A 25058-nucleotide genomic window follows, 5' to 3' on the forward strand; every position below is an offset into this window, starting at 1 on the left:
GCTGTGCCTGCCTTTTATCGCAGGATGCTGGCGTCAATGAGGAGATCCATCATGCGCCCGCTGCGCCGTTCCCGACCCATCATTCTGTCTCTGGCAATTCTCGTCGGGATTTGCCTGCAATCCACCAATGCCCGCGCGGGCGAAACTCGCGATATCGTTGTTGCGGGCGGCTGCTTTTGGTGCGTTGAGGCCGATTTTGAACGAGTGCAGGGTGTGAAAGAAGCCGTGTCAGGATACACCGGAGGAACAACGGCCAACCCGACCTACAAAGACGTCACTCGAGGAGGTACCGGGCATTACGAGGCGGTAAAGATCACCTACGACAGCGGAATCGTGGATCGCGCGCGCCTTTTTGATCTGTTCTTCCGGTCAATCGACCCAACTGACGCGGGTGGTCAGTTCTGTGATCGCGGCCAAAGTTATGCAACGGCGATATTCGTCTCTAACGCGGCAGAACGCGCTGCTGCAGAGAACGCAAAGGCGCAAGCCGAGGCGGAACTTGGACGCAAGATTGTCACTCCGATTCTGAACGCAAAAGCCTTCTATGATGCCGAAGAGTATCATCAGGACTACTACAAAGGCACAAAACGCGTGCTGACCCGGTTTGGGGCAATTTCGCAGAAAGACGCGTATAAACGCTACCGCGAAGGCTGCGGCCGAGATGCGCGTATCAGGGATCTGTGGGGTAGTAACGCGCCTTTTGTCGGCAACTAACCCAAGCGGGCATCCTGCACGTCTTTCAGGTCGGGGATCACATCTGCCGTGCCATGGCGCGTCACCATGATCGCCCCGGCCTGCTGACCCAGCGAAATCGCCTGCTCCATCGGAAGACCGCGGTCCAGCCCCGCAATCAGGAATCCGGTAAAAGTGTCGCCGGCGCCCGTTGTATCAACCGGAGTCACCGGGATTGCCGGAAACCGCTGGTCAGTAGCAACATCGGTGTTCAACCACCGGCATCCATCGCCTCCCAACGTCACCACAATATCCCGAACCGGCAGATCACCCAAAGCAATGCCAGTTGCATCGGTCAGCTGCTTGGCCTCAACGGCGTTCATCACCAGAATGTCAAGAAGCGGCAAGACGGCCTGAACCGCCCCAGCGTCGAACGGGGCCGCAGCATATACGACACGCATTCCCCTGGACGACGCCAGCGTTGCACCTTCGACCTGCGCGGAGGTTTCATTTTGAAACAGGAACGTGTCCAACTCGGTCGCGGACTTCAGAGCATTGTCGATATGTGTCTCTGTTATTGCCTGATTTGCCCCAGGATAAAGCAGAATCGCGTTTTCGCCCCGCGTGTCCACCATGATCACCGCGTGGCCTGTCGGTTCGGTCATGGTGATGATGTTGCGCGTATCGACGCCGTATTCCAACAACCGATCCACGGCCCAGCGCCCATCAGGACCAACAGCACCGATATGCACAGCGCGCGCGGCAGCCCTTGCAATGGCCACGGACATGTTCGCGCCTTTACCCCCAAGGCCGCGGCTGTGTTGTGTCGAGGCCAGAGTTTCCCCCGGCGACAGCAAATGCGGCACCTGATAAAACAAATCCGCGTTGATGGAGCCGAGGTTAAAGACCGCCACGATCAGCCCCCTTTACATGCCGCCAGAACCGCCATGTTAAGGATGTCACTTGCTGTCATGGTTGTCGAACAGATCTGGATCGACTTATCGACGCCCGCCAGGATTGGACCAATCACCGTTGCTCCTGCCATTTCCTGCATCAGCTTGACCGAGATCGACGCAGAATGGCGCGCCGGGACAACCAGGATATTCGCCGGACCGGTCAGGCGCTGAAAGGGGTAAAATTTCTGCGAGTTGCGGTTCAGAGCCACATCCACTGTCATTTCACCTTCGTATTCGAAGCTCACACCGCGACGGTCCAGAACACGGGGTGCGATGTGCATCTTTTCGGCGCGTTCCGATACTGGATAGCCGAAGGTCGAAAACGACACGAACGCCACGCGTGGCTCAAGCCCAATCAGGCGCGCCACTTCGGCAGCGCGTTCGGCAATGTTGGCCAGATCTTCCTCGTCTGGCCATTCATGCACCAGCGTATCTGCGATCAGAACAATCCGCCCCTTGACCAGCAACGCCGTCACACCCGCCGCACCATGGGCCGCATCCGCGTCAAAGACGTGATTGACCAACTCCATCACATGCGCAGACTTGCGCGTTGCCCCCGTGACAAGCGCATCTCCATGCCCCTGTTGCAGCATCAGCGCGCCAAAGACATGCCGATCCCGCGCAGCAAGTCGGTGAATGTCCTGATGGTCATATCCTTTGCGCTGTAGACGGCCATAAAGAACGTCCTTGTAACGCGCCAGGTGCTGGGTGTTGGCAGCATTCACGACGTCGATCTCGCGGACCGCGTCGCCCAGTCCTGCCTCCTCCAGCTTGGCCTTGACGTCGGCCTCACGCCCGACGACCAGCGCTTTTCCAAACCCAGAGCGCTGATACATCACTGCCGCCCGCAAGACCCTAGGATCATCGCCCTCGGCAAAGATCATCCGTGCCTGCGCGGTCCGTGCCCGCGCGTTGATCCCGCGCAGAATGCTTGCGGTCGGGTCCATCCGCGATTTCAACGATTCCTCGTAAGCCACAAGATCAATGATCGGCCGGCGCGCCGCGCCTGTGTCCATGCCCGCCTTGGCCACGGCAGGCGGAATACGGTGGATCAGCCGCGGATCAAACGGCGTCGGAATGATGTAGTCCCGCCCAAAGGTCAGGCTTTTGCCATAGGCCAGCGCAACTTCGTCCGGCACATCTTCGCGCGCCAGATCGGCCAGCGCTTCGGCACAGGCGATCTTCATCTCGTCATTGATCGCGCGTGCATGGATATCGAGCGCCCCGCGAAACAGATACGGAAACCCCAGAACGTTGTTCACCTGGTTCGGATAATCGCTGCGCCCTGTGGCGACGATGGCATCCATCCGCACCTCGTGCGCCTCTTCGGGTGTGATTTCGGGGTCGGGATTGGCCATCGCGAAAATCACCGGGTTGTCGGCCATCGACCGCACCATGTCCTGAGTTACCGCGCCCTTGACGCTTACGCCTAGAAAGACATCGGCGCAGATCATCGCTTCTTCCAGCGATCGCGCGTCGGTCTTGACCGCGTGCGCCGATTTCCACTGGTTCATGCCTTCGGTCCGGCCCTGATAGATCACGCCCTTGGTGTCCGCGACGATGCAATTGTCATGCCGTGCGCCCATCCGCTTGAGCAGTTCGATACAGGCAATGCCGGCCGCGCCCGCGCCATTGAGAACGATCTTCACATCTTCGATCTTCTTGCCCGAGATATGCAGCGCGTTCAGCAGGCCCGCCGCACAGATCACAGCCGTTCCGTGCTGGTCGTCGTGGAAGACAGGGATGTCCATCTCTTCCTTGAGGCGCTGTTCAATGATAAAGCACTCTGGCGCCTTGATATCTTCGAGGTTGATCCCTCCAAAGGTCGGCCCCATCAGGCGCACGGCCTTGCAGAATTCATCCGGGTCTTCCGTATCAAGCTCGATATCAATGGAGTTCACGTCCGCGAACCGCTTGAACAGAACCGATTTGCCCTCCATCACCGGCTTGGAACCGAGCGCCCCCAGATTGCCCAGACCGAGGACCGCTGTTCCGTTCGAAATCACCGCGACGAGGTTGCCCTTGTTGGTGTAGTCATAGGCCAGACCGGGGTCTTTCGCGATATCTTCGCAAGGCACCGCAACACCGGGGGAATAGGCCAGCGACAGGTCCCGCTGCGTGTTCATCGGAACAGTGGCCTGCACCTCCCATTTGCCGGGGGTCGGTTCGAGGTGAAACGCCAGCGCTTCTTCGCGGGTGAACTTCGGATTGGACATGCGGTAAGGACCTTGTAAGTCAAAATCGGGTTTTCCACCCGGGTCGGTCGCCTTAATGTCACGCCAAAGCACCGAGGGGAAGCTTGTGAACGCGAATAAATCACCCGTCACACCCATGATGGCGCAATATCTGGAAATCAAATCCCAGTATGCGGATGCTTTATTGTTCTACCGAATGGGCGATTTTTACGAATTGTTCTTCGATGATGCTGCAGCTGCAGCAGAGGCGTTGGACATCGCGCTCACCAAGCGCGGCAAACATGATGGTGACGACATTCCGATGTGCGGCGTCCCGGTTCATGCTGCCGAAGGATACCTACTGACCCTGATCCGCAAAGGGTTTCGCGTCGCTGTTTGCGAACAGATGGAAAGCCCGGCTGAAGCGAAAAAGCGCGGGTCCAAGTCGGTCGTCAAACGCGATGTCGTGCGATTGGTCACGCCCGGCACGCTGACCGAAGAAACACTGCTCGAGGCGCGACGCCATAACTTTTTGACGGCTTTGGCATGTGTCAGAGACGAATGGGCGCTGGCATGGACGGATATTTCCACTGGCGCTCTGCATGTGCTTCCCCTGTCCCTGGCGCGAATTGGCCCCGAGCTTGCACAGCTTGCGCCTGCGGAAATCCTGATGGCCGAAGGCACGGAGTCCAGCGTCTATTCCGTGCTCGAGGATCTTGGGCTGGAGCCGACATGGCTCGGTAAATCCAGCTTTGATTCAACCGGCGCGCACACCCGTTTGACGCAGCAATTTGGCGTGGCGTCGCTTGATCCCTATGGGCAGTTTTCACGACCGGAACTGTCGGCCCTGGGCGCGTTGATCGAATATCTTGATCTGACCCAAAAAGGCCGTCTGCCCCTTCTGCGCCCGCCGCAGCAGGAAAAGCTTGGCAATTCGATGCATATCGACGCCGCCACACGTCGGAACCTTGAACTGACACACAGCTTGAATGGCGGGCGCGCCGGATCGCTTTTGTCCGTGATTGATCGCACGGCAACCGCCAGTGGTGCGCGGCTTCTGGAGCGGCGTTTGTCCACGCCGTCCCGTGACTTGGATGTGATCCACAAACGGCAGGACGCGATCACTTGGGCCATTTCCCAATCATCCATCGCCGGTGAGATACGCGATGCGCTAAAGCGTGTACCTGATCTGGATCGCGCCCTGTCACGCCTTGGCCTTGACCGGGGTGGACCACGCGACATGGCTGGAATCCGGAACGCCTTGGCCCAGGCAGAGGCGATTTCAGGTGTATTAGAGCCACATTCACTTCCCCTATTCCTGCAAATAGCTGTCGAAGCTTGCAAAGGGCACGAGTCCCTGGTGGCGCTTCTTGACGATGCTTTGGTGGCTGAACCGCCGCTTCTTGCGCGCGATGGGGGATTTATCGCACCGGGCTACGACGCCGAACTCGATGAAGCCCGCAAGCTTCGGGACGAAGGGCGCGGCGTGATTGCCGGGTTGCAGGCGCAATATTCTGAAATGGCCGGTGTTTCGTCACTCAAGATCAAGCACAACAATGTTCTGGGTTACTTCATCGAAACCACATCGACTCATGCCCAGAAAATGATGGCGCCGCCCCTGAACGAAACCTTCATTCATCGCCAGACCACCGCCAACCAGATCCGCTTTACCACCGTGGAGCTGTCTGAACTGGAACGGCGGATCATGAATGCAGGGTCAGAGGCGATTGAGATTGAAAAGCGTCTCTATGACGGCCTAAGGCGATCCATTCTCGATCAACAACCCGCATTGAACGCCCTTGCAACTGGTCTGGCGGAACTGGATCTTGCAACCGCTCTGGCCGATCTCGCAACCGACCTGGATTGGTGCCGCCCCACCGTTGATGACAGCCGTACATTCGAGATCGAATCGGGACGTCATCCCGTTGTCGAGAAGTCGCTGAAGACCCAGGGTGACACGGGATTCGTCGCAAATGATTGCCAATTGTCCGCCGAAGGCGACAGCGCGTCCATCACGCTTCTGACCGGTCCGAACATGGCTGGTAAATCTACCTACCTTCGGCAAAACGCTCTGATCGCGCTGCTGGTCCAAATCGGTTCTTATGTTCCTGCGAAATCAGCGCATATCGGCCTTGTCAGCCAGATCTTCAGCCGTGTCGGCGCGTCCGACGATCTGGCGCGGGGACGGTCCACATTCATGGTGGAAATGGTTGAAACCGCCGCAATCCTGAACCAGGCAGACGAACGGGCGCTGGTCATTCTGGATGAAATCGGGCGCGGAACAGCCACCTATGACGGTTTGTCGATTGCCTGGGCGACGTTGGAACATCTGCAATCCGCAAACAGGGTGCGTGCGCTCTTTGCGACGCATTACCATGAACTCACCGCGCTTGCCGCGACCTTGGAGGGCGTCAAGAACGCGACTGTGGCCGTGCGCGAGTGGGAAGGCGAAGTGATTTTCCTGCACGAAGTCCGCGATGGCGCGGCAGACCGTTCTTACGGAGTTCAGGTGGCACAACTTGCGGGACTGCCCCCAGCCGTCATAACGCGGGCCCGGTCAGTTCTGGATGCATTGGAGAAAGGGGAACGTGAAAAGACGTCGCCCAAAGCCCTGATTGACGATCTTCCGCTGTTTTCGGCAGTGGCCCGTACGCCCCAACCGACCAAGCCCGCAGGCGAAAACAGGATCGAGGCACAGATCAACGATCTGCACCCCGATGAAATGACGCCTATGGAGGCGCTACAGGCTCTGTACCACCTGAAAACGCTGGTTCAGGGCGACGGCAGTTAAGATTTTGGCGTCGAACTCACGCCAACCTGCGCCGGACGCAGAAGACGGTCATACAGCATGAACCCTTCGGTTGAGACCTGAATGATGTCGCCAGCCTTGGTTCCCGGAACCGGCGCTTCAAACATTGCCTCGTGCTGCTGCGGGTCGAACTTGTCCCCGACTTCTGGCTTGATCGCCTGCATCCCGTGTTTGCTGAACACGTTAAGCAATTCACGCAGGGTCAACTCAACACCCTCGATCAGCGCAGCTGACGCCTCCCGCTGGTCTTCGGATATTGCATCCAAAGCGCGGTGAAGGTTGTCATACACCGGAAGCAAATCCCGTGCCAAACGTGACCCGCCATACTGTTGTGCCTCGCGACGATCCTTGTCGGACCGCTTGCGCGCGTTCTCGGCATCAGCCAACGCCCGCATGAATTTATCTTTCAGATCATCCCGCTCGGCGCGCAGGCTGTCCAGGTCAGCATCTTCATCGCTGATCTCTTCTTCAAGCGCTTCGTTTTCCTCTGCCTCAGCCTCAGCCAGGCTGTCGAGAAAATCTTTTGTGTGATCCGTTTCCGCCATCTCGTTACCCTTGGTTGCGGTCGCCGAGAAGTTTCCCGACGAGCTGCGCTGTGTAGTCGACAATCGGTACGATCCGTCCGTAGTTGAGCCGCGTCGGCCCAATAACACCAACCGCACCGATAATTTTACGATCAGCGTTCATATATGGAGACACAACCAAAGAGGAACCCGAAAGTGAGAAAAGTTTGTTCTCGGACCCGATAAAAATGCGCACACCGTCGCCTTGTTCCGTCAGTTCCAGAAATTCTGCGATATCGCGCTTGCGTTCAAGATCGTCGAACAGTTCCCGGATGCGATCCAGCTCCTCTGCATGGGCATCCTCGGCCAAAAGGTTGGCACGACCACGCACAATCAGACGCTCTGTATGGTTGCCGTCCCCATCCCACATCGCAAGACCCTGTTCAACCAGGGTCGCCGCCAGTGCGTTCAGTTCCCTCCGCTTACGCGCGATGTCGTCTTTGATCGTAAGGCGCAGATCGGACAGGGTTTTTCCCTCGACCAGCGCATTAAGGAAATTCGCTGCTTCCCTCATCGAACTGGGCGTTTGGCCCGCCGGGGGCGTGAACAGGCGATTCTCGACATGTCCATCCGCAAAGACCAGCACGACCAGCGCCTGATCTCCGCCAACCGGAACAAATTCGATATGCTTGATTGCCGCTTCGTGCTTTGGCGTCAACACAAGGGACGCGCCCTGCGTTACGCCTGACAGCGCAGATCCGACACGATCAAGAATGGTACCCACGTCCTGACTGTTACTGGTCACCGTGGCGTCGATCTTTTGTCGATCATCCACATCCAGATCACGGACTTCCAGCAACCCGTCAACAAACATGCGCAGGCCCAACTGTGTCGGAACACGCCCCGCACTGATATGTGGGCTGTCCAGCAAACCCAGAAATTCCAGATCCTGCATCACATTGCGAATGGTCGCTGCCGACACCTTTTCCTCAAGTGTCCGAGTCAGCGTCCGCGAACCAACAGGCTCTCCGCTTGTCAGGTAGCCTTCGACCACCTTGCGAAACACCTCTCGCGAGCGGTCATTCATTTCATCCAGTAGTTTTGATCCGTCGCTCAATCGTTAACCTCGTTTGACTGGTGACAGCCCTGCGTATGACAGACTATTGGGTTGCGAAACCAGAAGGCCTGCCTGTATCCGTACACGGTAATCAAAGGGACATACCATGCGACCGTCAGGACGGAAATTAAGCGAAATGCGCGCGGTTTCAATCGAAACCGGGATTAGCAAACATGCAGAAGGGTCCTGTATGATCCGCATGGGTGACACACATGTGCTGTGCACCGCCACCATAGAAGACCGCGTTCCTCCATTTATCAAGGGGTCAGGTCTTGGTTGGGTCACTGCGGAATACGGTATGCTGCCCCGATCCACAACAAGCCGGATGCGCCGCGAAAGCACGGCCGGCAAACAAGGAGGCCGCACTGTCGAGATCCAGCGCCTGATCGGACGTAGCCTGCGCGCTGGCGTTGATCGTGTGGCGCTTGGCGAACGACAGATCACAATCGACTGCGACGTGATTCAGGCGGATGGCGGCACCCGCTGCGCGTCGATCACGGGGGGCTGGCTGGCGCTGCGGCTTGCCGTGAATAAGCTGATGAAAGCGGGTGATGTTAAAACCGATCCCCTTATTTCACCAGTGGCAGCAGTCAGCTGTGGCATTTACGCAGGTCAGGCCGTGCTCGATCTGGATTACCCCGAAGACAGCGAAGCCGGCGTTGACGGAAATTTCATCCTGCGTGGTGACGGTCAGTTGATCGAGGTGCAGATGTCTGCCGAAGGCGCGACATTCTCGCGCGTTCAAATGGCCCAACTTCTGGATCTTGCCGATGCCGGCGTTCAGGAACTGGTCGCATTGCAGCTCAAGGCCGCAGGATGACACGCAAATTCGAAGGGAAACGGCTTCTCGTGGCAACCCACAACCAGGGGAAACTGGACGAGATTGCAGACCTTTTGAAAGATTACAGCATCTCGGTCGTTGGCGCGGCCGAGATGAACTTGCCAGAACCAAAAGAAGACGGAACGACTTTTGTCGAAAACGCCCGGTTGAAAGCCCACGCCGCTGCCAAGGCAACCGGCCTGCCCGCCCTGTCCGACGACAGCGGACTCGAGATTGACGCGTTGGACGGTGCGCCCGGCGTCTACACGGCGGATTGGGCCGAAACAGAGACAGGACGTGACTTCACCATGGCAATGGAAAAGGCCCACAAAGCCATCCTTCAATCGGAAACACCACCGCCCTGGTCGGGGCGGTTCTGCTGCACTCTGGTCCTCGCCTGGCCCGATGGCCATGACGAAGTGTTCCCCGGCACCATGAGTGGCCAAATTGTCTGGCCGATGCGCGGCGATCAGGGTCATGGGTACGATCCAGTATTTCTACCGGACGGATACGACATCACTTTCGGTGAAATGGACCGTTGGGAAAAGAACAAGATCAGCCATCGTGCAGATGCTTTCAGAAAATTCGTGGCGGGGTGCTTTGCCTGAACTTTGGCAAGACCGTGGTTTTGGCCTTTATGTACACTGGCCTTTTTGCGCAGCGAAATGCCCGTATTGCGACTTCAACAGCCATGTTAGAGCCGAAATTGATCAGTCGATCTGGGCAGACGCCCTTGCATCGGAAATCCGGCGCACCGGGGTAGAAACCGGGCCCCGTGTCCTGACTTCGATCTTCTTTGGCGGCGGAACGCCCAGCCTGATGGAGCCCTCCACAGTCGCGACAATCCTGGCGGCGGCACGCGATGTCTGGAGCTTTGCCAACGATATCGAAATCACACTCGAAGCCAACCCGACTTCTGTCGAAGCACACCGCTTTGAAGGATACGCCAAGCACGGTGTCAACCGCGTGTCCTTGGGTGTTCAGGCTCTGAATAACCCGGATCTACGAAAACTCGGCCGTTTGCATACCGTGGAAGAAGCCCAAAATGCGTTTTTAATTGCCCGAGACTTTTTCGACCGGGTGAGTTTTGATCTGATCTATGCACGACAGGATCAAACTCTTGAAGATTGGCATAAAGAACTCAGCGTCGCTCTTGAGATGGCAGTCGATCACTTGTCACTTTACCAACTGACCATCGAGGAAGGCACAGCCTTCTGGGATCGCGCGCAGCGAGGCTTGCTGAAGGGTCTGCCGACTGATGATCTTGGCGCGGATTTGTATGATCTGACACAAGAGCTTTGCGAAAATTCCGACCTGCAGGCTTACGAAGTTTCCAATCACGCAAGACCTGGCGCAGAATCCATGCACAATTTGCTTTATTGGCGCGGCGGGGATTATGCAGGCATTGGGCCCGGCGCCCATGGTCGGTTGACGATCGAAGGACAAAGAACGGCAATCGCCTGCTGGAAACAACCCGAAGCCTGGCTCAATGCTGCGTCACACGGAAATGGGATAAAGACCGCAAATTCACTTTCGCCTCTAGATATTGCGGATGAACGCCTCATCATGGGTCTGAGGCTATCCGAAGGCCTAAATGTGGAAGACGTGGCGCCCCAAATTGATTGGCCGCGCCTTGAACGGCTTCTAAATGACGGTTTCATCTGGCAGAAAGACAATCGCATTGGGGCGACAAAGGCAGGTCGCCCGGTATTGAATTATCTCATTTCGCAATTGGCGGCAGTCTAGTCTAACTGCTTGCGCTCAGAACCATGCAAAGCGCGTCAAGATCTTCAAGCGTATCATAGGTGATCGTCAGCGCCCCGGATTCCTTGCCCGCATGATGATTGATCGACACCTTCATCCCCAATGCAGCCGAAAGATCAGCCTCCAACGCCTTGGTGTCCGCATCCTTGGCCGAATCGTTCGATTTGGCAGGAGCCTTAGTCTTGGGCTTTGCATCGGGACTTAGCGCTTCTTTAACCATCCTTTCGGCGTCTCGGACGGAAAGTCCGCGGCGAACGATGTCTCCGGCAAGCAAAACAGGGTCTGGGGCCGTGACTAGCGCTCGGGCATGTCCTGCAGACAACTTGCCGTCTGTTACCGCCTTTTTAACCACATCTGGCAAATTCAGAAGGCGCAGCATGTTCGCGATATGACTACGGCTCTTGCCCAGCGCTTGTGCCAGTTTCTCTTGGGTATGGCCAAAACGCGTCATCAACTGGTCATAGCCCGTCGCCTCTTCGATCGCATTCAGATCAGCGCGCTGGATGTTTTCGATGATTGCGATTTCCAGAACGTCTTCGTCAGAGAATTCGCGTACGACGACCGGCACCTCATGCACCCCCGCCGCTTGCGCAGCCCTCCAGCGGCGCTCGCCAGCAACAATTTCGTACTCGCTTTCTGAAGTTCCTCGCTGACGCACGATAAGGGGCTGAATAACACCTTTGCTGCGGATGGAATTGGCCAGGTCCTCAAGCGCACTGACGTCGAACTGGCGTCGAGGCTGATTTGGATTGGGGAAAAGTTTATCTATCGGCAGCGTACGCGCCGGCCGTTGTGCAGAGGGCGCGCTGGTCTCAACCCCAGGCTCAATATCTGCCATCAACGCAGATAAACCGCGCCCAAGACCTCTCCGCTGCTCTTTTTTGTCGGACATGATAAATCCCTACGCTGCGTTCATTGTTTCATTTTTGCCCAGAAACTCCCGCGCCAATGCACGATAAGCGATGGCCCCTTTGGAATTTGTATCATATTCGAGAACCGGCATCGCATATGACGGTGCCTCACTCACCCGGACATTGCGGGGAATGACTGTCTTGAACACGAGATCACCAAGATTGTCGCGGGCATCTGTCTCAACTTGCTGGGACAGATTATTTCGCGAGTCATACATTGTCAGAACAACACCTTCGATCCGCAGTTTTGGATTTGCCGACTGGCGCACTTCGCGAATGGTCAGCATCAATTGACTGAGTCCTTCCAAAGCAAAAAACTCACTTTGCAGCGGCACAAGCACTGAATGCGCTGCGACCATCGCATTGACGGTCAGCAAGTTCAGGGATGGCGGGCAGTCGATCAGGATAAAATCAAATTCAAACTGATCCATGTCCGTTTGCCGCAAAGCATCATGAAGCAGATAGCTGCGTTTTTCGTTGGCAATCAATTCGATATCTGCAGAACTTAGGTCCGTCGTCGAAGGAACAAGACTCAGGTTTTCCTGATTGGTTTTGCAAATGATGTCGCTTAGTGGGAAGTCATCCAGCAACAAATCATATGTGGTCGCACGACGATTTTCGGGCATGACGCCCAATCCCGTTGACGCATTTCCCTGTGGATCAAGGTCCACCACAAGAACATTCTGACCGATTTCGGCCAAAGCGGAGGCGAAATTGATTGCGGTTGTGGTCTTACCTACTCCGCCCTTTTGGTTCGCAATTGCGATGATTTTTGGGCCAGCTGGGCGCGTCGGATCATACACGAGAGAGGCCTCCAATCTCAAGAATTGCAGCGTCTGGGCGTGTGGCACTTGTATGTGCTTCGCAAATGAATCGCCACTTCTTTTGTGCGTCCTCTACCTCATTTTGCCATGTCTCCCCTTTCAGAAACAGGGCGCGTCCTTCTGGGTTCATATGCTGCTCTACATATCCAAGCAGATGAGTTAACGACGCCAGCGCCCTAGCGCTGACAACGTCGGCATTAAGGAAGTCAACGTCCTCGATTCTCGTTGCCAAAACCTTAAAAGGAACTTTTGTTTCACGTGAAACAGCCCGAAGGAACGTTGCTTTCCGCTGATCGCTTTCGACAAGGGTTACACTTACGCCCTTATCCGCAAGAACAATCGCGACGACAGCGCCGGGAAAACCTCCGCCAGACCCAAAATCCACCCAAGCCCTAGCATCTATCGGACAATGAGACGCAATCTGCAATGAATCTTCAAAATGCCGTCTTGCCGCGTCTTTCAACGAAGCAGAAGATACCAAGTTTATTTTGGGCGACCATTTCCTGAGCAGTTCAAGATATACCTCAAGCCGCGCCTTTGTTTCACGTGAAACATTCATCCAACAGCACGCTCACGAGCAGAGAGCGTTTTCAGTTTTGACAAGACAAGCAAGAGAGCGGACGGCGTCATTCCATCAACGCGAGAAGCCTGGGCGATATTGCCGGGCTTAGCAGAAGACAGCTTGATTTTTAGCTCATTTGACAATCCGTCAATCTTGCCAAAGTCAAAGTCTGGCGGGATGACCTGAGCTTCATCCCGACGCAACGCATCAATGTCTTTCTGCTGACGTTCGATGTAATTCGCGTAGAGCGCGTCTTTGGACAACTGGTCACGGGTATCGCCTTCGATTGCATTTAGCTCAGGCGAAATCTCAAGCAGAGCGTCCCATGTGACTGCCTCAATGGCCAGTGCCTCAAACGCGGTGCGCTTGGCTCCGTCCTGCGAAATAGGAACGCCAGCCTCTACAAGTTGCTTGGAACTAACAATTAGCGCGTCCAAAACCGTTTTACCTGAGTTGATCCGCGTCATTTTCTCCTCAAAAGCAACGCGACGTTCGTCAGACACACCTCCAATGGCAATCGCCTTCGGTGTCAGCCGCTGATCCGCGTTATCTGCCCGTAACGACAGCCGATACTCAGCGCGAGACGTGAACATGCGATATGGTTCGGCCACTCCCCGCGAAGTAAGATCATCAATCATAACGCCGATATAGCTATCTGATCGACCAAAGGTAAACGGTTCCAGATTTTTTGCCCGACGTGCAGCGTTCAGACCCGCAACAAGCCCTTGGGCGGCAGCCTCTTCATATCCAGTTGTGCCATTGACTTGACCTGCCAAGTAAAGCCCTTCCTGACTCTTTAGCGACAAATCAAGGTTCAATGCACGAGGATCAACGTAGTCATATTCAATAGCATACCCAGGTTGCAGGATCGTCGCCGCCTCCAAACCCGCAATCGAACGCACATAATCCTGTTGGATTTCCTCCGGTAACGACGTGGAAATGCCATTTGGATAGATCGTGTGGTCATCCAAGCCTTCTGGTTCAAGAAAGATTTGGTGGGATGTCTTATCGGCAAACCGGACAATCTTGTCCTCAATGGACGGACAGTACCGCGGGCCCACTCCGTCGATATGTCCACCGTACATCGCCGAACGGCCAAGATTGTCGCGTATAATCTGATGCGTGCGCGCATTTGTATGCGTGATCGCGCAGGAAACCTGACGAGCAATTGGCATTTTGGAGAGGAAGGAAAACATCACCGGGTCTTCATCACCGGGTTGTTCGTCCAATTCATCCCAGTTGATTGTGCGGCCGTCCAGACGCGGAGGTGTTCCAGTCTTCAATCTGCCAAGTGGCAACTCAAAGGCATCCAACGTCTTGGCCAAGTCATTCGAAGGCTTTTCACCCATGCGACCACCTGAGATTTGACAATCCCCAATGTGAATGACCCCACGCAAAAATGTTCCTGTGGTCAAGACCACTGCATGCGCTGTGAGGATCTTGTCTCCATCAATCTTCACGCCAGAAACTCTTGTCCCGTCCAGAACCAGGTCCGTGACTTCGCCAATCACAATATCCAAGTTTGGTTGAGCCTTGGTCGCTGCTAACATTTCTGTCCTATAGATCTTGCGATCCGCCTGCGCTCTTGGGCCTTGTACAGCAGGTCCCTTGCGACGGTTCAGCAATCTGAATTGTATGCCGGCCTTATCGGCAACCCGCCCCATCACGCCGTCAAAGGCGTCAATTTCGCGAACCAAGTGACCTTTCCCAAGTCCACCGATCGCAGGATTACACGACATCACACCAATGCCCGCCTCACTCAAAGTGATCAATGCAGTCTTGGCGCCAAGACGTGCAGAAGCGTGTGCCGCTTCACATCCAGCGTGCCCGCCACCTACGACGATGACATCGAAATCAAATTGTTTCACGTGAAACACTCCTTACTTTCCGATGCAAAAACTTGAGAACACCTTGTCTAACACATCTTCAACATCAACGCGACCCACGAGCCTCTCGAGCGTAAAGATCCCTGCGCGCAGTTCTTCTGATGCAAGGTCGTAGCGTTCGGAACTCGAGATCACAATTGATTGAGCCTTCCCAAGCAGTTCCTTGGCCTGAACAAGAACATCATTCTGACGTTGGTGGGATACAAGGCCTGCAGCAACAGACCGTGACAAGAGCAAGGCTTTCACATCGGTGACCAGTTGTTGGATACCGCCCCCGGTCAACCCGGACACACCTTGACCATCAGACCGCAAGTCGGATTTTCCCTGAACAATGATGTCATCTTCGGTCGGGGAAAGTCCGCCAAAGTCGCCGTTCCCTTTCAAGAACACGCGGAGATCTGCCCGTTTCGCACGGTCTATCGCGCGTTGGACGCCGATGGATTCCACTGTGTCGTCGGTATCGCGCAGTCCAGCGGTGTCCAGAAATGTAACTGGTACAGAATCGAGGTCCATACGAACTTCAATCACGTCTCTTGTCGTCCCGGCGATTTCCGACGTTATCGCTGCATCCCGGCCTGCCAAAGCATTCAGCAGTGTTGATTTCCCGGCGTTCGGCGGTCCGACAATGGCCACTTCAAATCCAGTGCGCACGCGCTCTGCGATTCCAAAACCATTGATTTCCTTATCAATTGTCGCAATGACACCCGCCAGCAATCGATCCACATCGTCAGAAACATCGACCGGAACCTCTTCATCCGCAAAATCAATTGTGGCTTCCAACAATGACAAGGCGTGAATCAGGTCGGCACGCCATGTTTCGGCTTGTTCCCTCAGGCGGCCGGTAAATCCTTTAATCGCCTGTTTACGCTGCATTTCCGTTTCTGCGTCAATGAGATCGGACAACGCCTCCACTTGGGTCAGGTCAAGACGTCCATTCGCCAGAGCTCTTCTGGTGAATTCCCCAGCCTCTGCCATCCGGTAGTTGGGCAGTTCCTTCAAACAGTCCAGTACTGCGTTCACAATTGCCAGACTGCCGTGAACGTGGAATTCGACAACGGGTTCGCCTGTAAAGCTCGCCCCCTCTTCGAAAAGAAGCACAAGCGCCTCGTCCAGAAAGCCACGATCTGGGTGAACCAGCTTGCGCACGGCTGTACGCCGGGGCGCGATAGGATCAAACCCGAAAGCGTGACAGCTATCAAACGCGCGCGCACCCGAGACCCGGATCACGGCAACGCCGGATTTACCTGGAACAGTCGCCAGCGCAAAAATGGTATCCATGGCAGTTCTGACCCACCGGATTTACGAATTCATGGAGTCGAAGAATTCCGCGTTGGATTTGGTTTGCTTCAGCTTGGAAATCAGGAACTCGATTGCGTCCGTTGTGCCCATCGGATTCAGGATACGTCGCAGAACAAAGGTCTTCTGAAGGTCGATTTTGTCGACCAACAATTCCTCTTTCCGGGTTCCGGACTTGAGAATATCCATCGACGGGAAGACACGTTTGTCCGCAACCTTGCGATCAAGAACAATCTCGGAGTTACCGGTCCCTTTGAATTCCTCAAAGATGACTTCATCCATCCGGCTACCCGTGTCGATCAACGCCGTTGCGATGATGGTCAGGGATCCACCTTCTTCGATATTACGGGCTGCGCCAAAGAACCTCTTGGGACGCTGAAGCGCGTTTGCGTCCACACCACCGGTCAAAACCTTGCCGGAGGACGGAACAACGGTATTAAATGCTCTACCAAGTCTTGTGATTGAATCGAGAAGAATAACAACATCTCGTTTATGTTCCACCAGACGCTTGGCTTTTTCAATCACCATCTCGGATACGGCAACGTGCCGGGTTGCAGGTTCGTCAAAGGTTGAGGACACCACCTCACCTTTCACCGAGCGCTGCATGTCGGTCACTTCTTCCGGGCGTTCGTCGATCAGAAGAACGATCAGGTAACATTCGGGGTGATTACGTTCGATGGAGTGTGCGATGTTCTGCAAAAGCACGGTTTTACCCGTCCGCGGGGGTGCCACGATCAGGGACCGCTGGCCTTTGCCGATCGGTGCAACCAGATCGATGATCCGGGCCGACCGATCCTTGATCGTGGGATCTTCGATCTCCATGTTCAGGCGTTCATCAGGATAAAGTGGTGTGAGGTTATCAAACGCGATCTTGTGACGCGCTCGCTCTGGATCCTGAAAGTTGATCTGGCTGCAATCCATCAACGCGAAGTACCGTTCGTTGTCTTCAGGCGCTTTGATTTCACCATCAATGGTGTCCCCGGTCCGCAAAGAGAATTTGCGGATCATCTCGGGTGAAACATAGATGTCGTCCGGACCCGGCAGATAGTTTGCCTCGGGGGACCGAAGAAAGCCAAACCCGTCCTGAAGCACTTCGAGAACGCCATCCCCGAAGATTTCCCACCCTTCGTCCGCGCGTTCGCGCAGGACTTGAAACATGATCTCGCCTTTGCGCATTGTGGATGCGTTTTCGATCTCGAGGTCTTCTGCGATGGCAAGAAGGTCTTTGGGGCTTGTTGCCTTCAGGTCGGCAAGATGCAGCTTTTCTGTCATGAAATATCCAGGACCGCAGGGAAACGCAGTCTTCTTTGTTGTCTTAGGAAGGTTTCGCCCAGAACAGGACTGTGTTGCTCTTAGCCGAGGGTGGGGAACCTGTCAAACCGCACCTCTTTCTTAAATAAATAAAGAAAAAAGAAAGGATTTGGTTGATTGTAGTCAAGAGGTATGGCTGTGGATTAAAGGTTTGTACACGACTTATCCAACGGGTTCGGGTCTTCTGATAGATGTGGGTATGATATCCAGTAAACTTGAAGAACTGAATTAAACCTTTGGATTAAAAAGATTTTCTGACCGTCCGATCGGTGGATAATTCCGGGAAAACCTTTGATATCCTGGCTCAGGACATGGTTTTCATCTGTGACCACTTATCCCTTCCACAACGCGCAAAACCCGTGGTGAGGCAAAGAACAACTTGGTGAGATTTCAAACGACTTGCCGATAGGGGCAGTTTTCCTCAAAACACCCCGATAAACAAACCGAACTTGTCCGTAGAGTTGTCCACATGAATCTTGATCTTGTTCTGGCGTCCGGGTCTCAAATCCGCGCTGATCTGCTGCAAAATGCAGGGATTCGATTCGATGTTAGCGTGGCTCGAATCGATGAAGATGCGATCCGTCAGGCACTTGAGGTGGAAGAGGCCTCGCCGCGAGATATTGCTGATACTCTTGCAGAGATGAAGGCGCGCAAGGTGTCCGACAAGATGCCGGGTCGTCTGGTTCTGGGATGTGATCAGGTTTTGTCGGTCGACAAGACGGTTTTTGGCAAACCGGCCAGTCCGGAAGACGCGCGCGATCAGCTGTGCCAACTGCGAAACCGGTCGCACACCCTATTGTCTGCGGCAGTCCTATATGAAGATGGTGAACCCAAATGGCGCCATGTCGGAGTCGTTCGTCTGCGGATGCGCGATTTCTCGGATGCCTATCTGGATGCGTATATCGGGCGTAACTGGGACAGCATTCGCCACTCGGTTGGGGGGTACAAGCTCGAGGAAGAAGGCGCACGCTTGTTCACGCAGGTACAAGGTGACTATTTTACGGTGCTTGGACTTCCGTTACTGGAACTTCTGAACCACCTTACTTTGACCGGACGGATCGACGGATGAGTGATACTAGAATTCCCTTGGCCGGAGTGATCGGTCATCCCGTGGCGCATTCCAAAAGCCCTAATGTACATGGGTATTGGCTTCGGAAATATGGGCTGAAGGGGCATTATGTTCCGATGGACATCGCTCCGGAAAAGCTGGGTGATTTGCTGCCGCGCCTGGCAGATCTTGGGTTTGTCGGGGCAAATGTCACTATTCCGCACAAAGAAAAGGTGATGGAGATTGCCGACTTGATCACTGATCGGGCGACGTTGATTGGTGCGGCAAACACGTTGATTTTCCGCAAGGATGGGCGCATTCATGCCGATAACACCGACGGATATGGGTTTATCGAAAACATTCGGCAAACCATTCCCGGTTGGAACCCGAAATCGGGACCGGCGGTTGTGTTTGGTGCGGGTGGTGCATCGCGCGCTGTGCTTGCGTCATTGCTGGATGTGGGTGTCCCGAAGATCATGCTGACCAACCGAACCCGCATTCGTGCCGAGAAACTGCGCGAGGATTTTGGACATCGCGTTCAGGTGGTTGAATGGGTGCAGGCCGGGAATGTTCTGGAAGACGCGGATTTGGTGGTGAATACAACGTCGCTGGGCATGACGGGCAAACCGGAAATGCGGGTTCCCCTAGATGGATTGAAACCGGGTGCCATTGTGAATGACCTGGTTTATGCGCCGTTGCGCACGCGCCTTCTGGCGACAGCCGAAGAACGCGGATGCCAGGTGGTTGATGGGCTTGGCATGTTGTTGCATCAGGCCGTTCCGGGGTTCGAGCGCTGGTTCGGGAAACGCCCGGTTATCGACGAAAACGTCCGCGCGGCGGTGCTCCGATGACATTCAAGTTGGGGCTGACCGGCTCGATTGGTATGGGCAAATCAACCACGGCACAGCTTTTTGCCGAGGCTGGATGTGCGGTTTGGGATGCGGATGCGGCGGTTCATCGGCTTTACGAAGAGGGTGGCGCGGCAGTGTCCCCAATGGAGGCGTTGTTTCCGGACGCAATTTCAGGCGGGTCCGTCGATCGCGCAGCGTTGCGGGGGATTATCGGACGTGATGCCGAAGCGTTGACACAGATCGAGGGGGTTGTTCACCCACTGGTGCGCGACGACCGGGCGCAATTTGCGGAAATGACTGAAGCGGACATCACCGTATTCGACATCCCGCTTTTGTTTGAAACAGCATCGGAGGCGGATATGGACGCAGTTGTATGTGTCACTGTTTCGCCTGAACTCCAGGAAAAGCGCGTAATGGAGCGGGGCACGATGACCCGTGAACAGTTCCTTGCGATCCGCGACAAACAGATGCCCAACGCCGAAAAATGTGCTCGGTCGGATTTTGTCATCCAGACCGATACGCTTGAACATGCGGGTCAGCAGGTTCACGATATTCTTGGGCAGATCAGGAAACGGATGACCGATGCGTGAGATCGTTCTCGATACCGAAACCACTGGTTTCGAGCCGGAACAAGGCGACAGGATTGTCGAGATTGGCGCGGTTGAGTTGTTCAACCATGTCCCGACTGGAAAAACCTATCATCAGTATATCAATCCAGAACGCGCCATGCCGCAGGAAGCGTTCGAAGTTCACGGATTGGGTGACGATTTTCTTCGAGACAAGCCGGTTTTTGCACATGTCGCTCAGGCGTTTGTGGATTTTATTGGTGATGCCAAGTTGGTCATTCACAACGCGGCCTTCGACATGAAATTTCTCAACGCCGAACTGACATGGGTCAAGCGCCCGACGATTCCCTTTGATCAGGCGGTTGATACGCTCGCGATCGCGCGGCGGAGGTTTCCCGGTTCGCCGGCATCCCTGGATGCGTTGTGCCGGCGGTTCGGGATCGATAATTCCTCACGAACGCTGCACGGCGCGTTGCTCGATTCCGAAATTCTGGCCGAAGTGTATCTGGAGCTGATTGGTGGCAAGCAGCCGGATTTCGGATTGAACGTATCTCAAAGCAAATCAGACACCGATGTGGAATCCCGCGAATGGCGGCCGCAGCCTCGTCCTGTTCCGCTTGAGCCCCGGGTGTCGGAAAGCGAAAAGGCGGCACATGCCGCCTTTGTCGAAAAGCTGGGAAACGCCGCCTTGTGGAAGCGGCTTTAATCCTTAGGCGTTTTCTGTTGCTGCCTGCTGTTCGCTGTTGCGACGCGCCAATTCAGTGCGATAAAGCTGAAGGAAATCAATCGTTTCAAGGTTCAGCGGCGGGAATCCACCATCGCGAGTCACGTCGCTGACGATGCGGCGTACAAACGGGAAAAGCATCCGTGGGCATTCGATCAGAAGGAACGGATGAAGTTGTTCGTCCGGCACGTTCTCGATGTGGAAGACACCAGCGTATTCCAGTTCCAGCAGGAAGAGGTTGTCGCCGCTTTCCTTGGCCTTTGAGGTGATCTGGACTTTCAGGATCACTTCATACTGGTTGTCAGCCGTGCGCTTTTTCGCGTCCAGATTCACTTGCAGTTGAACGTCGGGCTGAACGTCGCCCTGCACACCCTTTTGGGCCAGAATGTTTTCGAACGACATGTCGCGCACGAATTGTGCGAGTACGTTCATCTTTGCAGGCGCAGCCTGCGTTGCAGCGCCGTTGGCGCCTGTTTCCGGCGTATCAGCCATGTGTCTCTCCCTCGGATCGAGCGGTTAAAAAGCTGGATGTTGCTTACCAGCCGCAATCACAAGCCTCAATGCTTCGTCCACCCGGAACCTTCATGTGTCGGTTTTTTCGTCTCCGACACGTCCTGAAAGTCACCATCAATCACCGTGTCGCGCGGGCGTGGATGTGGGTCGCGACGATATGGATCAGTCTGCGAGCCCATTTCAAAGCGCTGCACCTTGATGTGTTTGCGCATATACGCGATCAGGGCTGACCGGATTGGCGGGGCAAGCAGGGCGAACCCGACCGCATCGGTGAAAAAGCCAGGAGTGAGCAACAAGGCGCCGGCCAAGAGGATCATTGCGCCATGCGCCAGCGGTTGTGACGGATCTTCGAGCCGCGAGAACGAACTTCGCAAATTGTTGATCGCCATGAGACCCTGGGATCGCACCAGATACGTCCCCATAATAGCTGTCAGGACAACGATCCCGAGGGTTGGCCAAAGGCCGATCAAACCGCCGATCTGGATAAAAAGACCTATCTCGATCAACGGGACCAGTAAGAAAGCCACAAATAGCCACATAACGGAGGACTCCTTTCGCTGGGCGTGCGGTGGACTATGCATCGCCCAACACCTACATAAGAACGCAACAACGACGTTTCCACTTTGGTCTGGGCGAGGTCCTGATGAATTCTCCGCTGATACAGCTTTTGGTGCTTGCCGGCATCGCCGTGTTTTTGATCCTGCGCTTGAAAAGCGTTCTGGGGACAAGAGAAGGTTTTGAAAAACCGTCTGCACCCCGGCAGGATTCAGCATCTTCGTCCCGTCGCGATTTCGAAGTGATCGAAGGTGGCCCTGATCCTGACATCATTGATCACGTCGATGCGGACAGCGATGCTGCTGATGCTCTGGCCCGCATGAAACGGGTAGAACCGTCTTTTGGAGTGGGCGATTTCCTTGGGGGCGCGCGCGGCGCTTACGAGATGATCCTGATGGGGTTCGAACGTGGCGACCTTGCCGAGATCAAACCGTTCCTTGCCGACGATGTGTACGAGTCGTTCGCGGAAGTGGTTGAATCGCGTGAGCAGCAAGGCCTGACAATCGAAGCCGAATTCATCGGCGTGCGCGAGCTGTCTTTGGCAGATGCGACATTCGACGAAGATACACGGATTGCCGAGATTTCGGTGAAATATATCGGAGAGCTGACATCAGCCGTCCGTGACAGTTCGGGCGAGATTATCGAGGGATCAACAACCCAGATGAAGCGGCAAAAGGATGTTTGGACATATGCACGACGCATGGGTGCAGATGATCCCAACTGGCAACTTGTCGCCACGGGCGAATGATCCGAAGGCTGGGCGCAGTCCTCTCCCTGGGTTTACTGATGGCGGGGCCAGCTGTGTCGAATGAGCCGGAAACACAGTACGCGATTCTTGGGTTCGAGGATCTGGATGGATGGGCCGAGGATGATCACGCTGCGGCTCTGACCGTCTTCAAGAACACCTGTGGAGATCTGGACGGACCCGATTGGGGGTCGCTTTGCGCCTTGGCCCATGATGCGACCGATGCCCGCCAGTTCTTTGAATTGTTCTTCCGGCCCCTGCGGATCACTGATGGGCAAGAGCCATTGTTTACCGGCTATTTTGAACCTGAGTTGTCCGGTTCACCCATACCGACCGCACGCTATCGCCATCCCATCTACAAGATGCCAGACGAAGCCCACGACACGCGCCCCTGGATGACACGGCGCGATATTCTTTCAAGCGGTGTCATGGACGGTCGAGGGCTCGAGATTGCGTGGGTCGATGATCCAGTGGAATTGTTCTTTTTGCAGGTGCAGGGATCAGGACGCATTCGCTATCCCGATGGACGGGTGATCCGGGTTGGGTATGGTGGTGCCAATGGGCATAGCTATCGCTCCATTGGTCAGGAATTGGTACGCCGGGGAGTGTATCAGCCGCACCAGGTGTCTGCGGATGTGATCAAGAACTGGGTGCGGCGTAATCCGGTAGATGGTCAGGATTTGCTGTTCCACAACGATTCCTATGTGTTTTTTCGCGAAGTCAGTCAGGTTCCGGCTGACAAAGGCCCGTTGGGCGCGATGAACCGGTCAATCACACCAATGCGGACGATTGCGGTCGATCCGGCCTTTACCCCTCTGGGCGCGCCGGTTTGGATAGAAAAAGGTGGCCGCAATCCATTAAAACGCTTGATGGTTGCGCAGGACACCGGCTCGGCCATCAAGGGCGCACAGCGCGCAGATGTATTTTTCGGCACAGGCGACGACGCAGGACGGGCTGCCGGACGGATCAAGGATCCCGGTCGGTTGGTTGTGCTGATGCCAATTCAAAGAGCTTATGCTTTCCTGCCTGAGTCGTTGCAGTGACCAGGCGCAAGCTGCGTCCGGAAGAGCGTGAGCTCTGGCAAAAAGTGGCACATTCAACCACACCCCTGCCCCAGGCGTTGCGTCGGGTTGTTGAGTCGACCAAGCCAGAGGTGTCCCGCAAGCCAGAACCTGAACCCATGAATCTGCCCAAGGCGTTTGGAATTGGGACCAAGAGACCGCCGCCAAACGCGCAGATCACCACGCCCCAGCCTTCACTTCGTACCAAGCCGAGCATGGACAAGAAGACGTTCGGCAAGATGCGGCGCGGGAAGTTGGTCCCGGAAGCCCGGATTGATTTGCATGGCATGACGCTTGATCAGGCGCATCCGGCGCTGACCCGTTTCGTGCTTACATCCTATTCGCGGGGGTTTCGCCTTGTTCTGGTGATCACCGGGAAAGGGCAGCATGACGATCCGCATGACCCAATGCCGCGACAGCGCGGTATTTTGAAACGGCAGGTTCCGATGTGGCTAAAGATGGCACCGCTGAACACAGCCGTTCTTGACGTGTCAGAGGCACATATCCGCCACGGCGGCGGCGGCGCGTTTTATGTGTACTTGCGCAGGGCATCGCGCAGCTGACCCGCCACCAGATCTGGCGCTTCTTCATGAAGCAGATGACCATACCCTTCGAACGAGATCGTCTTGGCTTTTGGCATCTTCTTTGCGCTGTCTCTGACAGACGAGGGCGGAACCGCCTTGTCGTTTTCTCCGACCAGAAAGGTGCAAGGTACGTCGATCCGAGGCAGGTCAGAGACCAGACCATCAAGCTTCCATTGTGCCATCATCAAGAGCGTTCCATCGAGATGTGCATCACTGCGGAAGAGCTTGGCATAAAGGTTAAGCCCTTCAGGTGAAATCTTGGACCCCGTGGTCTCCATCATGGACACCACCTGCCCCGGCCCTGCCATCCGCCGTTTGATCATTTTCGCCATCACCGGGCTAAGAGCGATCACGCGCGCGGCGATTGGAAAAAGCACACCTGCAAAACCCTTGAACGGAGTCAGCGCCGGATTGACCGCAATAAGCGGGATGTCCAAATGCGAGCCCTGCAAGATGCGCAACCCAAGCGCGGCACCCGCTGAATGGGCCAGGATCGCCTTGAGAGCCCAGCCTTCGTGATCAATCAGGCTTTGAACATCCTGTGCCATCAAAGGCAGCGATGACCTGTGTCGCGAACCCAGTCTGGTTTGCCCATGACCGGGCAGGTCAATCGCGATGACATGGTAGTCCCGTGCAAGATTGGTCATCACGTCGCGCCAAGAATGGGTTGATCCACTTGCGCCATGCAGCAGCAGAATGCTGTCACCCTGGCCCAATTCCTGCACATGCCAATGATGTGGCCGGACATCGACAAAGCGGGAATGCTTGGCGTGCGGCCAAGCCGTCAGGGTGTCTGCCGCGCCCAT

The 25058-nt window shown here is 55.5% G+C and carries 25 protein-coding genes; 12 read left to right on the forward strand and 13 right to left on the reverse strand.

What is annotated here, in order from left to right:
• The first annotated feature begins 51 nt into the window (after window positions 1-51).
• Window positions 52-714 (forward strand): peptide-methionine (S)-S-oxide reductase MsrA, encoded by a 663-nt coding sequence (gene msrA / locus ACTIEN_RS08805; protein WP_439522756.1) that lies wholly within the window; start codon window positions 52-54, stop codon window positions 712-714.
• Here msrA and ACTIEN_RS08810 read toward each other — a convergent pair.
• Together ACTIEN_RS08810 and ACTIEN_RS08815 are read right to left on the reverse strand one after the other, a co-directional pair.
• Complete coding sequence (locus tag ACTIEN_RS08810; RefSeq protein ID WP_439522757.1) at window positions 711-1586, reverse strand: ribokinase; 876 nt, start codon at window positions 1584-1586, stop codon at window positions 711-713. The two genes, msrA and ACTIEN_RS08810, sit on opposite strands and share 4 nt — an antisense overlap.
• 2 nt (window positions 1587-1588) lie before the next feature.
• Window positions 1589-3844 carry an NADP-dependent malic enzyme gene (locus tag ACTIEN_RS08815; RefSeq protein WP_439522758.1) on the reverse strand — a complete coding sequence of 752 codons (2256 nt, stop codon included), beginning with the start codon at window positions 3842-3844 and terminating at the stop codon, window positions 1589-1591.
• 115 nt (window positions 3845-3959) lie between these two features.
• Here ACTIEN_RS08815 and mutS point away from each other — a divergent pair, with 115 nt between their 5' ends.
• Window positions 3960-6593, forward strand: coding sequence for a DNA mismatch repair protein MutS (gene mutS, locus ACTIEN_RS08820; RefSeq protein WP_439522816.1), 2634 nt, complete (start codon window positions 3960-3962; stop codon window positions 6591-6593).
• On the opposite strand, the gene ACTIEN_RS08825 is transcribed toward mutS, so the two are convergent.
• Together ACTIEN_RS08825 and hrcA are read right to left on the reverse strand one after the other, a co-directional pair.
• Window positions 6590-7156, reverse strand: a complete 567-nt coding sequence (locus ACTIEN_RS08825) for a nucleotide exchange factor GrpE (protein WP_439522759.1) — start codon at window positions 7154-7156, stop codon at window positions 6590-6592. The two genes, mutS and ACTIEN_RS08825, sit on opposite strands and share 4 nt — an antisense overlap.
• Before the next feature lie 4 nt (window positions 7157-7160).
• Window positions 7161-8231 carry a heat-inducible transcriptional repressor HrcA gene (gene hrcA / locus ACTIEN_RS08830; protein ID WP_439522760.1) on the reverse strand — a complete coding sequence of 357 codons (1071 nt, stop codon included), beginning with the start codon at window positions 8229-8231 and terminating at the stop codon, window positions 7161-7163.
• A gap of 106 nt (window positions 8232-8337) precedes the next feature.
• Here hrcA and rph point away from each other — a divergent pair, with 106 nt between their 5' ends.
• From rph to hemW, 3 genes are read left to right on the forward strand one after another with little or no spacing between them, the layout of a single operon-like run.
• On the forward strand, window positions 8338-9051 hold the full coding sequence (gene rph / locus ACTIEN_RS08835) for a ribonuclease PH (RefSeq protein ID WP_439522761.1): 714 nt from the start codon (window positions 8338-8340) through the stop codon (window positions 9049-9051).
• Window positions 9048-9659 carry an RdgB/HAM1 family non-canonical purine NTP pyrophosphatase gene (rdgB, locus tag ACTIEN_RS08840; RefSeq protein ID WP_439522762.1) on the forward strand — a complete coding sequence of 204 codons (612 nt, stop codon included), beginning with the start codon at window positions 9048-9050 and terminating at the stop codon, window positions 9657-9659. The genes rph and rdgB overlap by 4 nt, the downstream gene beginning before the upstream one ends.
• Window positions 9622-10797 (forward strand): radical SAM family heme chaperone HemW, encoded by a 1176-nt coding sequence (gene hemW / locus ACTIEN_RS08845; protein ID WP_439522817.1) that lies wholly within the window; start codon window positions 9622-9624, stop codon window positions 10795-10797. Before rdgB ends, hemW begins: the two co-directional genes overlap by 38 nt.
• A 1-nt stretch (window position 10798) precedes the next feature.
• Here the strand turns inward: hemW and ACTIEN_RS08850 are convergent, their stop codons facing one another.
• The 6 genes from ACTIEN_RS08850 to rho are packed head-to-tail and all read right to left on the reverse strand — an operon-like array spanning window position 10799 to window position 17566.
• Window positions 10799-11707, reverse strand: coding sequence for a ParB/RepB/Spo0J family partition protein (locus ACTIEN_RS08850; protein ID WP_439522763.1), 909 nt, complete (start codon window positions 11705-11707; stop codon window positions 10799-10801).
• Window positions 11708-11716: 9 nt separating this feature from the next.
• On the reverse strand, window positions 11717-12529 hold the full coding sequence (locus ACTIEN_RS08855; protein ID WP_439522764.1) for a ParA family protein: 813 nt from the start codon (window positions 12527-12529) through the stop codon (window positions 11717-11719).
• Window positions 12522-13109, reverse strand: a complete 588-nt coding sequence (gene rsmG / locus ACTIEN_RS08860; protein WP_439522765.1) for a 16S rRNA (guanine(527)-N(7))-methyltransferase RsmG — start codon at window positions 13107-13109, stop codon at window positions 12522-12524. The genes ACTIEN_RS08855 and rsmG overlap by 8 nt, the downstream gene beginning before the upstream one ends.
• On the reverse strand, window positions 13106-14980 hold the full coding sequence (mnmG, locus tag ACTIEN_RS08865) for a tRNA uridine-5-carboxymethylaminomethyl(34) synthesis enzyme MnmG (protein WP_439522766.1): 1875 nt from the start codon (window positions 14978-14980) through the stop codon (window positions 13106-13108). The genes rsmG and mnmG overlap by 4 nt, the downstream gene beginning before the upstream one ends.
• Window positions 14981-14992: 12 nt before the next feature.
• Window positions 14993-16276 carry a tRNA uridine-5-carboxymethylaminomethyl(34) synthesis GTPase MnmE gene (gene mnmE / locus ACTIEN_RS08870; RefSeq protein WP_439522767.1) on the reverse strand — a complete coding sequence of 428 codons (1284 nt, stop codon included), beginning with the start codon at window positions 16274-16276 and terminating at the stop codon, window positions 14993-14995.
• 21 nt (window positions 16277-16297) lie between these two features.
• A complete protein-coding gene (gene rho / locus ACTIEN_RS08875; protein WP_439522768.1) occupies window positions 16298-17566 on the reverse strand; it encodes a transcription termination factor Rho in 1269 nt (422 codons plus the stop codon).
• A 508-nt stretch (window positions 17567-18074) separates the two neighbouring features.
• Between rho and ACTIEN_RS08880 the strand changes: the two genes are divergently transcribed.
• The 4 genes from ACTIEN_RS08880 to dnaQ are packed head-to-tail and all read left to right on the forward strand — an operon-like array spanning window position 18075 to window position 20776.
• Window positions 18075-18674, forward strand: coding sequence for a Maf family protein (locus ACTIEN_RS08880; protein ID WP_439522769.1), 600 nt, complete (start codon window positions 18075-18077; stop codon window positions 18672-18674).
• Window positions 18671-19504 carry a shikimate dehydrogenase gene (locus tag ACTIEN_RS08885; protein WP_439522770.1) on the forward strand — a complete coding sequence of 278 codons (834 nt, stop codon included), beginning with the start codon at window positions 18671-18673 and terminating at the stop codon, window positions 19502-19504. The genes ACTIEN_RS08880 and ACTIEN_RS08885 overlap by 4 nt, the downstream gene beginning before the upstream one ends.
• The gene (gene coaE / locus ACTIEN_RS08890) at window positions 19501-20094 is read left to right on the forward strand and encodes a dephospho-CoA kinase (protein ID WP_439522771.1); all 594 of its coding nucleotides are present in this window, start codon (window positions 19501-19503) and stop codon (window positions 20092-20094) included. Before ACTIEN_RS08885 ends, coaE begins: the two co-directional genes overlap by 4 nt.
• Complete coding sequence (gene dnaQ / locus ACTIEN_RS08895) at window positions 20087-20776, forward strand: DNA polymerase III subunit epsilon (RefSeq protein WP_439522772.1); 690 nt, start codon at window positions 20087-20089, stop codon at window positions 20774-20776. The genes coaE and dnaQ overlap by 8 nt, the downstream gene beginning before the upstream one ends.
• Before the next feature lie 3 nt (window positions 20777-20779).
• Here dnaQ and secB read toward each other — a convergent pair whose 3' ends face one another.
• Entirely contained in the window at window positions 20780-21286 is a 507-nt protein-coding gene (gene secB, locus ACTIEN_RS08900; RefSeq protein ID WP_439522773.1) for a protein-export chaperone SecB, read from the reverse strand.
• Window positions 21287-21351: 65 nt separating this feature from the next.
• A complete protein-coding gene (locus ACTIEN_RS08905; RefSeq protein ID WP_439522774.1) occupies window positions 21352-21846 on the reverse strand; it encodes an FxsA family protein in 495 nt (164 codons plus the stop codon).
• Between the two features lie 104 nt (window positions 21847-21950).
• Between ACTIEN_RS08905 and ACTIEN_RS08910 the strand changes: the two genes are divergently transcribed.
• The 3 genes from ACTIEN_RS08910 to ACTIEN_RS08920 all read left to right on the forward strand — a co-directional run bounded on the left by ACTIEN_RS08910 (window position 21951) and on the right by ACTIEN_RS08920 (window position 24231).
• On the forward strand, window positions 21951-22610 hold the full coding sequence (locus ACTIEN_RS08910) for a Tim44/TimA family putative adaptor protein (RefSeq protein WP_439522775.1): 660 nt from the start codon (window positions 21951-21953) through the stop codon (window positions 22608-22610).
• Between the two features lie 38 nt (window positions 22611-22648).
• Window positions 22649-23650, forward strand: a complete 1002-nt coding sequence (gene mltA / locus ACTIEN_RS08915; RefSeq protein ID WP_439522776.1) for a murein transglycosylase A — start codon at window positions 22649-22651, stop codon at window positions 23648-23650.
• A 233-nt stretch (window positions 23651-23883) separates the two neighbouring features.
• Window positions 23884-24231, forward strand: a complete 348-nt coding sequence (locus tag ACTIEN_RS08920) for a Smr/MutS family protein (protein ID WP_439522777.1) — start codon at window positions 23884-23886, stop codon at window positions 24229-24231.
• Here the strand turns inward: ACTIEN_RS08920 and bchO are convergent.
• Window positions 24198-25058, reverse strand: coding sequence for an alpha/beta fold hydrolase BchO (bchO, locus tag ACTIEN_RS08925; protein WP_439522778.1), 861 nt, complete (start codon window positions 25056-25058; stop codon window positions 24198-24200). The two genes, ACTIEN_RS08920 and bchO, sit on opposite strands and share 34 nt — an antisense overlap.

Origin of the sequence: Marivita sp. (assembly GCF_051859345.1) — a bacterium.
Taxonomy (GTDB): domain Bacteria; phylum Pseudomonadota; class Alphaproteobacteria; order Rhodobacterales; family Rhodobacteraceae; genus Marivita.

What these genes read in the sequence shown, in the direction of transcription:
- hemW (WP_439522817.1), top strand. Translation starts at nt 9,622, where the DNA reads ATGCTTTCAGAAAATTCGTGGCGGGGTGCTTTGCCTGAACTTTGGCAA.
- ACTIEN_RS08880 (WP_439522769.1), top strand. Translation starts at nt 18,075, where the DNA reads ATGAATCTTGATCTTGTTCTGGCGTCCGGGTCTCAAATCCGCGCTGAT.
- ACTIEN_RS08910 (WP_439522775.1), top strand. Translation starts at nt 21,951, where the DNA reads ATGAATTCTCCGCTGATACAGCTTTTGGTGCTTGCCGGCATCGCCGTG.
- rph (WP_439522761.1), top strand. Translation starts at nt 8,338, where the DNA reads ATGCGACCGTCAGGACGGAAATTAAGCGAAATGCGCGCGGTTTCAATC.
- mutS (WP_439522816.1), top strand. Translation starts at nt 3,960, where the DNA reads ATGATGGCGCAATATCTGGAAATCAAATCCCAGTATGCGGATGCTTTA.
- ACTIEN_RS08850 (WP_439522763.1), bottom strand. Translation starts at nt 11,707, where the DNA reads ATGTCCGACAAAAAAGAGCAGCGGAGAGGTCTTGGGCGCGGTTTATCT.
- bchO (WP_439522778.1), bottom strand. Translation starts at nt 25,058, where the DNA reads ATGGGCGCGGCAGACACCCTGACGGCTTGGCCGCACGCCAAGCATTCC.
- mltA (WP_439522776.1), top strand. Translation starts at nt 22,649, where the DNA reads ATGGCGGGGCCAGCTGTGTCGAATGAGCCGGAAACACAGTACGCGATT.
- ACTIEN_RS08920 (WP_439522777.1), top strand. Translation starts at nt 23,884, where the DNA reads ATGGACAAGAAGACGTTCGGCAAGATGCGGCGCGGGAAGTTGGTCCCG.
- mnmE (WP_439522767.1), bottom strand. Translation starts at nt 16,276, where the DNA reads ATGGATACCATTTTTGCGCTGGCGACTGTTCCAGGTAAATCCGGCGTT.
- ACTIEN_RS08885 (WP_439522770.1), top strand. Translation starts at nt 18,671, where the DNA reads ATGAGTGATACTAGAATTCCCTTGGCCGGAGTGATCGGTCATCCCGTG.
- secB (WP_439522773.1), bottom strand. Translation starts at nt 21,286, where the DNA reads ATGGCTGATACGCCGGAAACAGGCGCCAACGGCGCTGCAACGCAGGCT.
- msrA (WP_439522756.1), top strand. Translation starts at nt 52, where the DNA reads ATGCGCCCGCTGCGCCGTTCCCGACCCATCATTCTGTCTCTGGCAATT.
- ACTIEN_RS08905 (WP_439522774.1), bottom strand. Translation starts at nt 21,846, where the DNA reads ATGTGGCTATTTGTGGCTTTCTTACTGGTCCCGTTGATCGAGATAGGT.
- rdgB (WP_439522762.1), top strand. Translation starts at nt 9,048, where the DNA reads ATGACACGCAAATTCGAAGGGAAACGGCTTCTCGTGGCAACCCACAAC.
- rsmG (WP_439522765.1), bottom strand. Translation starts at nt 13,109, where the DNA reads ATGAATGTTTCACGTGAAACAAAGGCGCGGCTTGAGGTATATCTTGAA.
- coaE (WP_439522771.1), top strand. Translation starts at nt 19,501, where the DNA reads ATGACATTCAAGTTGGGGCTGACCGGCTCGATTGGTATGGGCAAATCA.
- rho (WP_439522768.1), bottom strand. Translation starts at nt 17,566, where the DNA reads ATGACAGAAAAGCTGCATCTTGCCGACCTGAAGGCAACAAGCCCCAAA.
- ACTIEN_RS08815 (WP_439522758.1), bottom strand. Translation starts at nt 3,844, where the DNA reads ATGTCCAATCCGAAGTTCACCCGCGAAGAAGCGCTGGCGTTTCACCTC.
- ACTIEN_RS08825 (WP_439522759.1), bottom strand. Translation starts at nt 7,156, where the DNA reads ATGGCGGAAACGGATCACACAAAAGATTTTCTCGACAGCCTGGCTGAG.
- dnaQ (WP_439522772.1), top strand. Translation starts at nt 20,087, where the DNA reads ATGCGTGAGATCGTTCTCGATACCGAAACCACTGGTTTCGAGCCGGAA.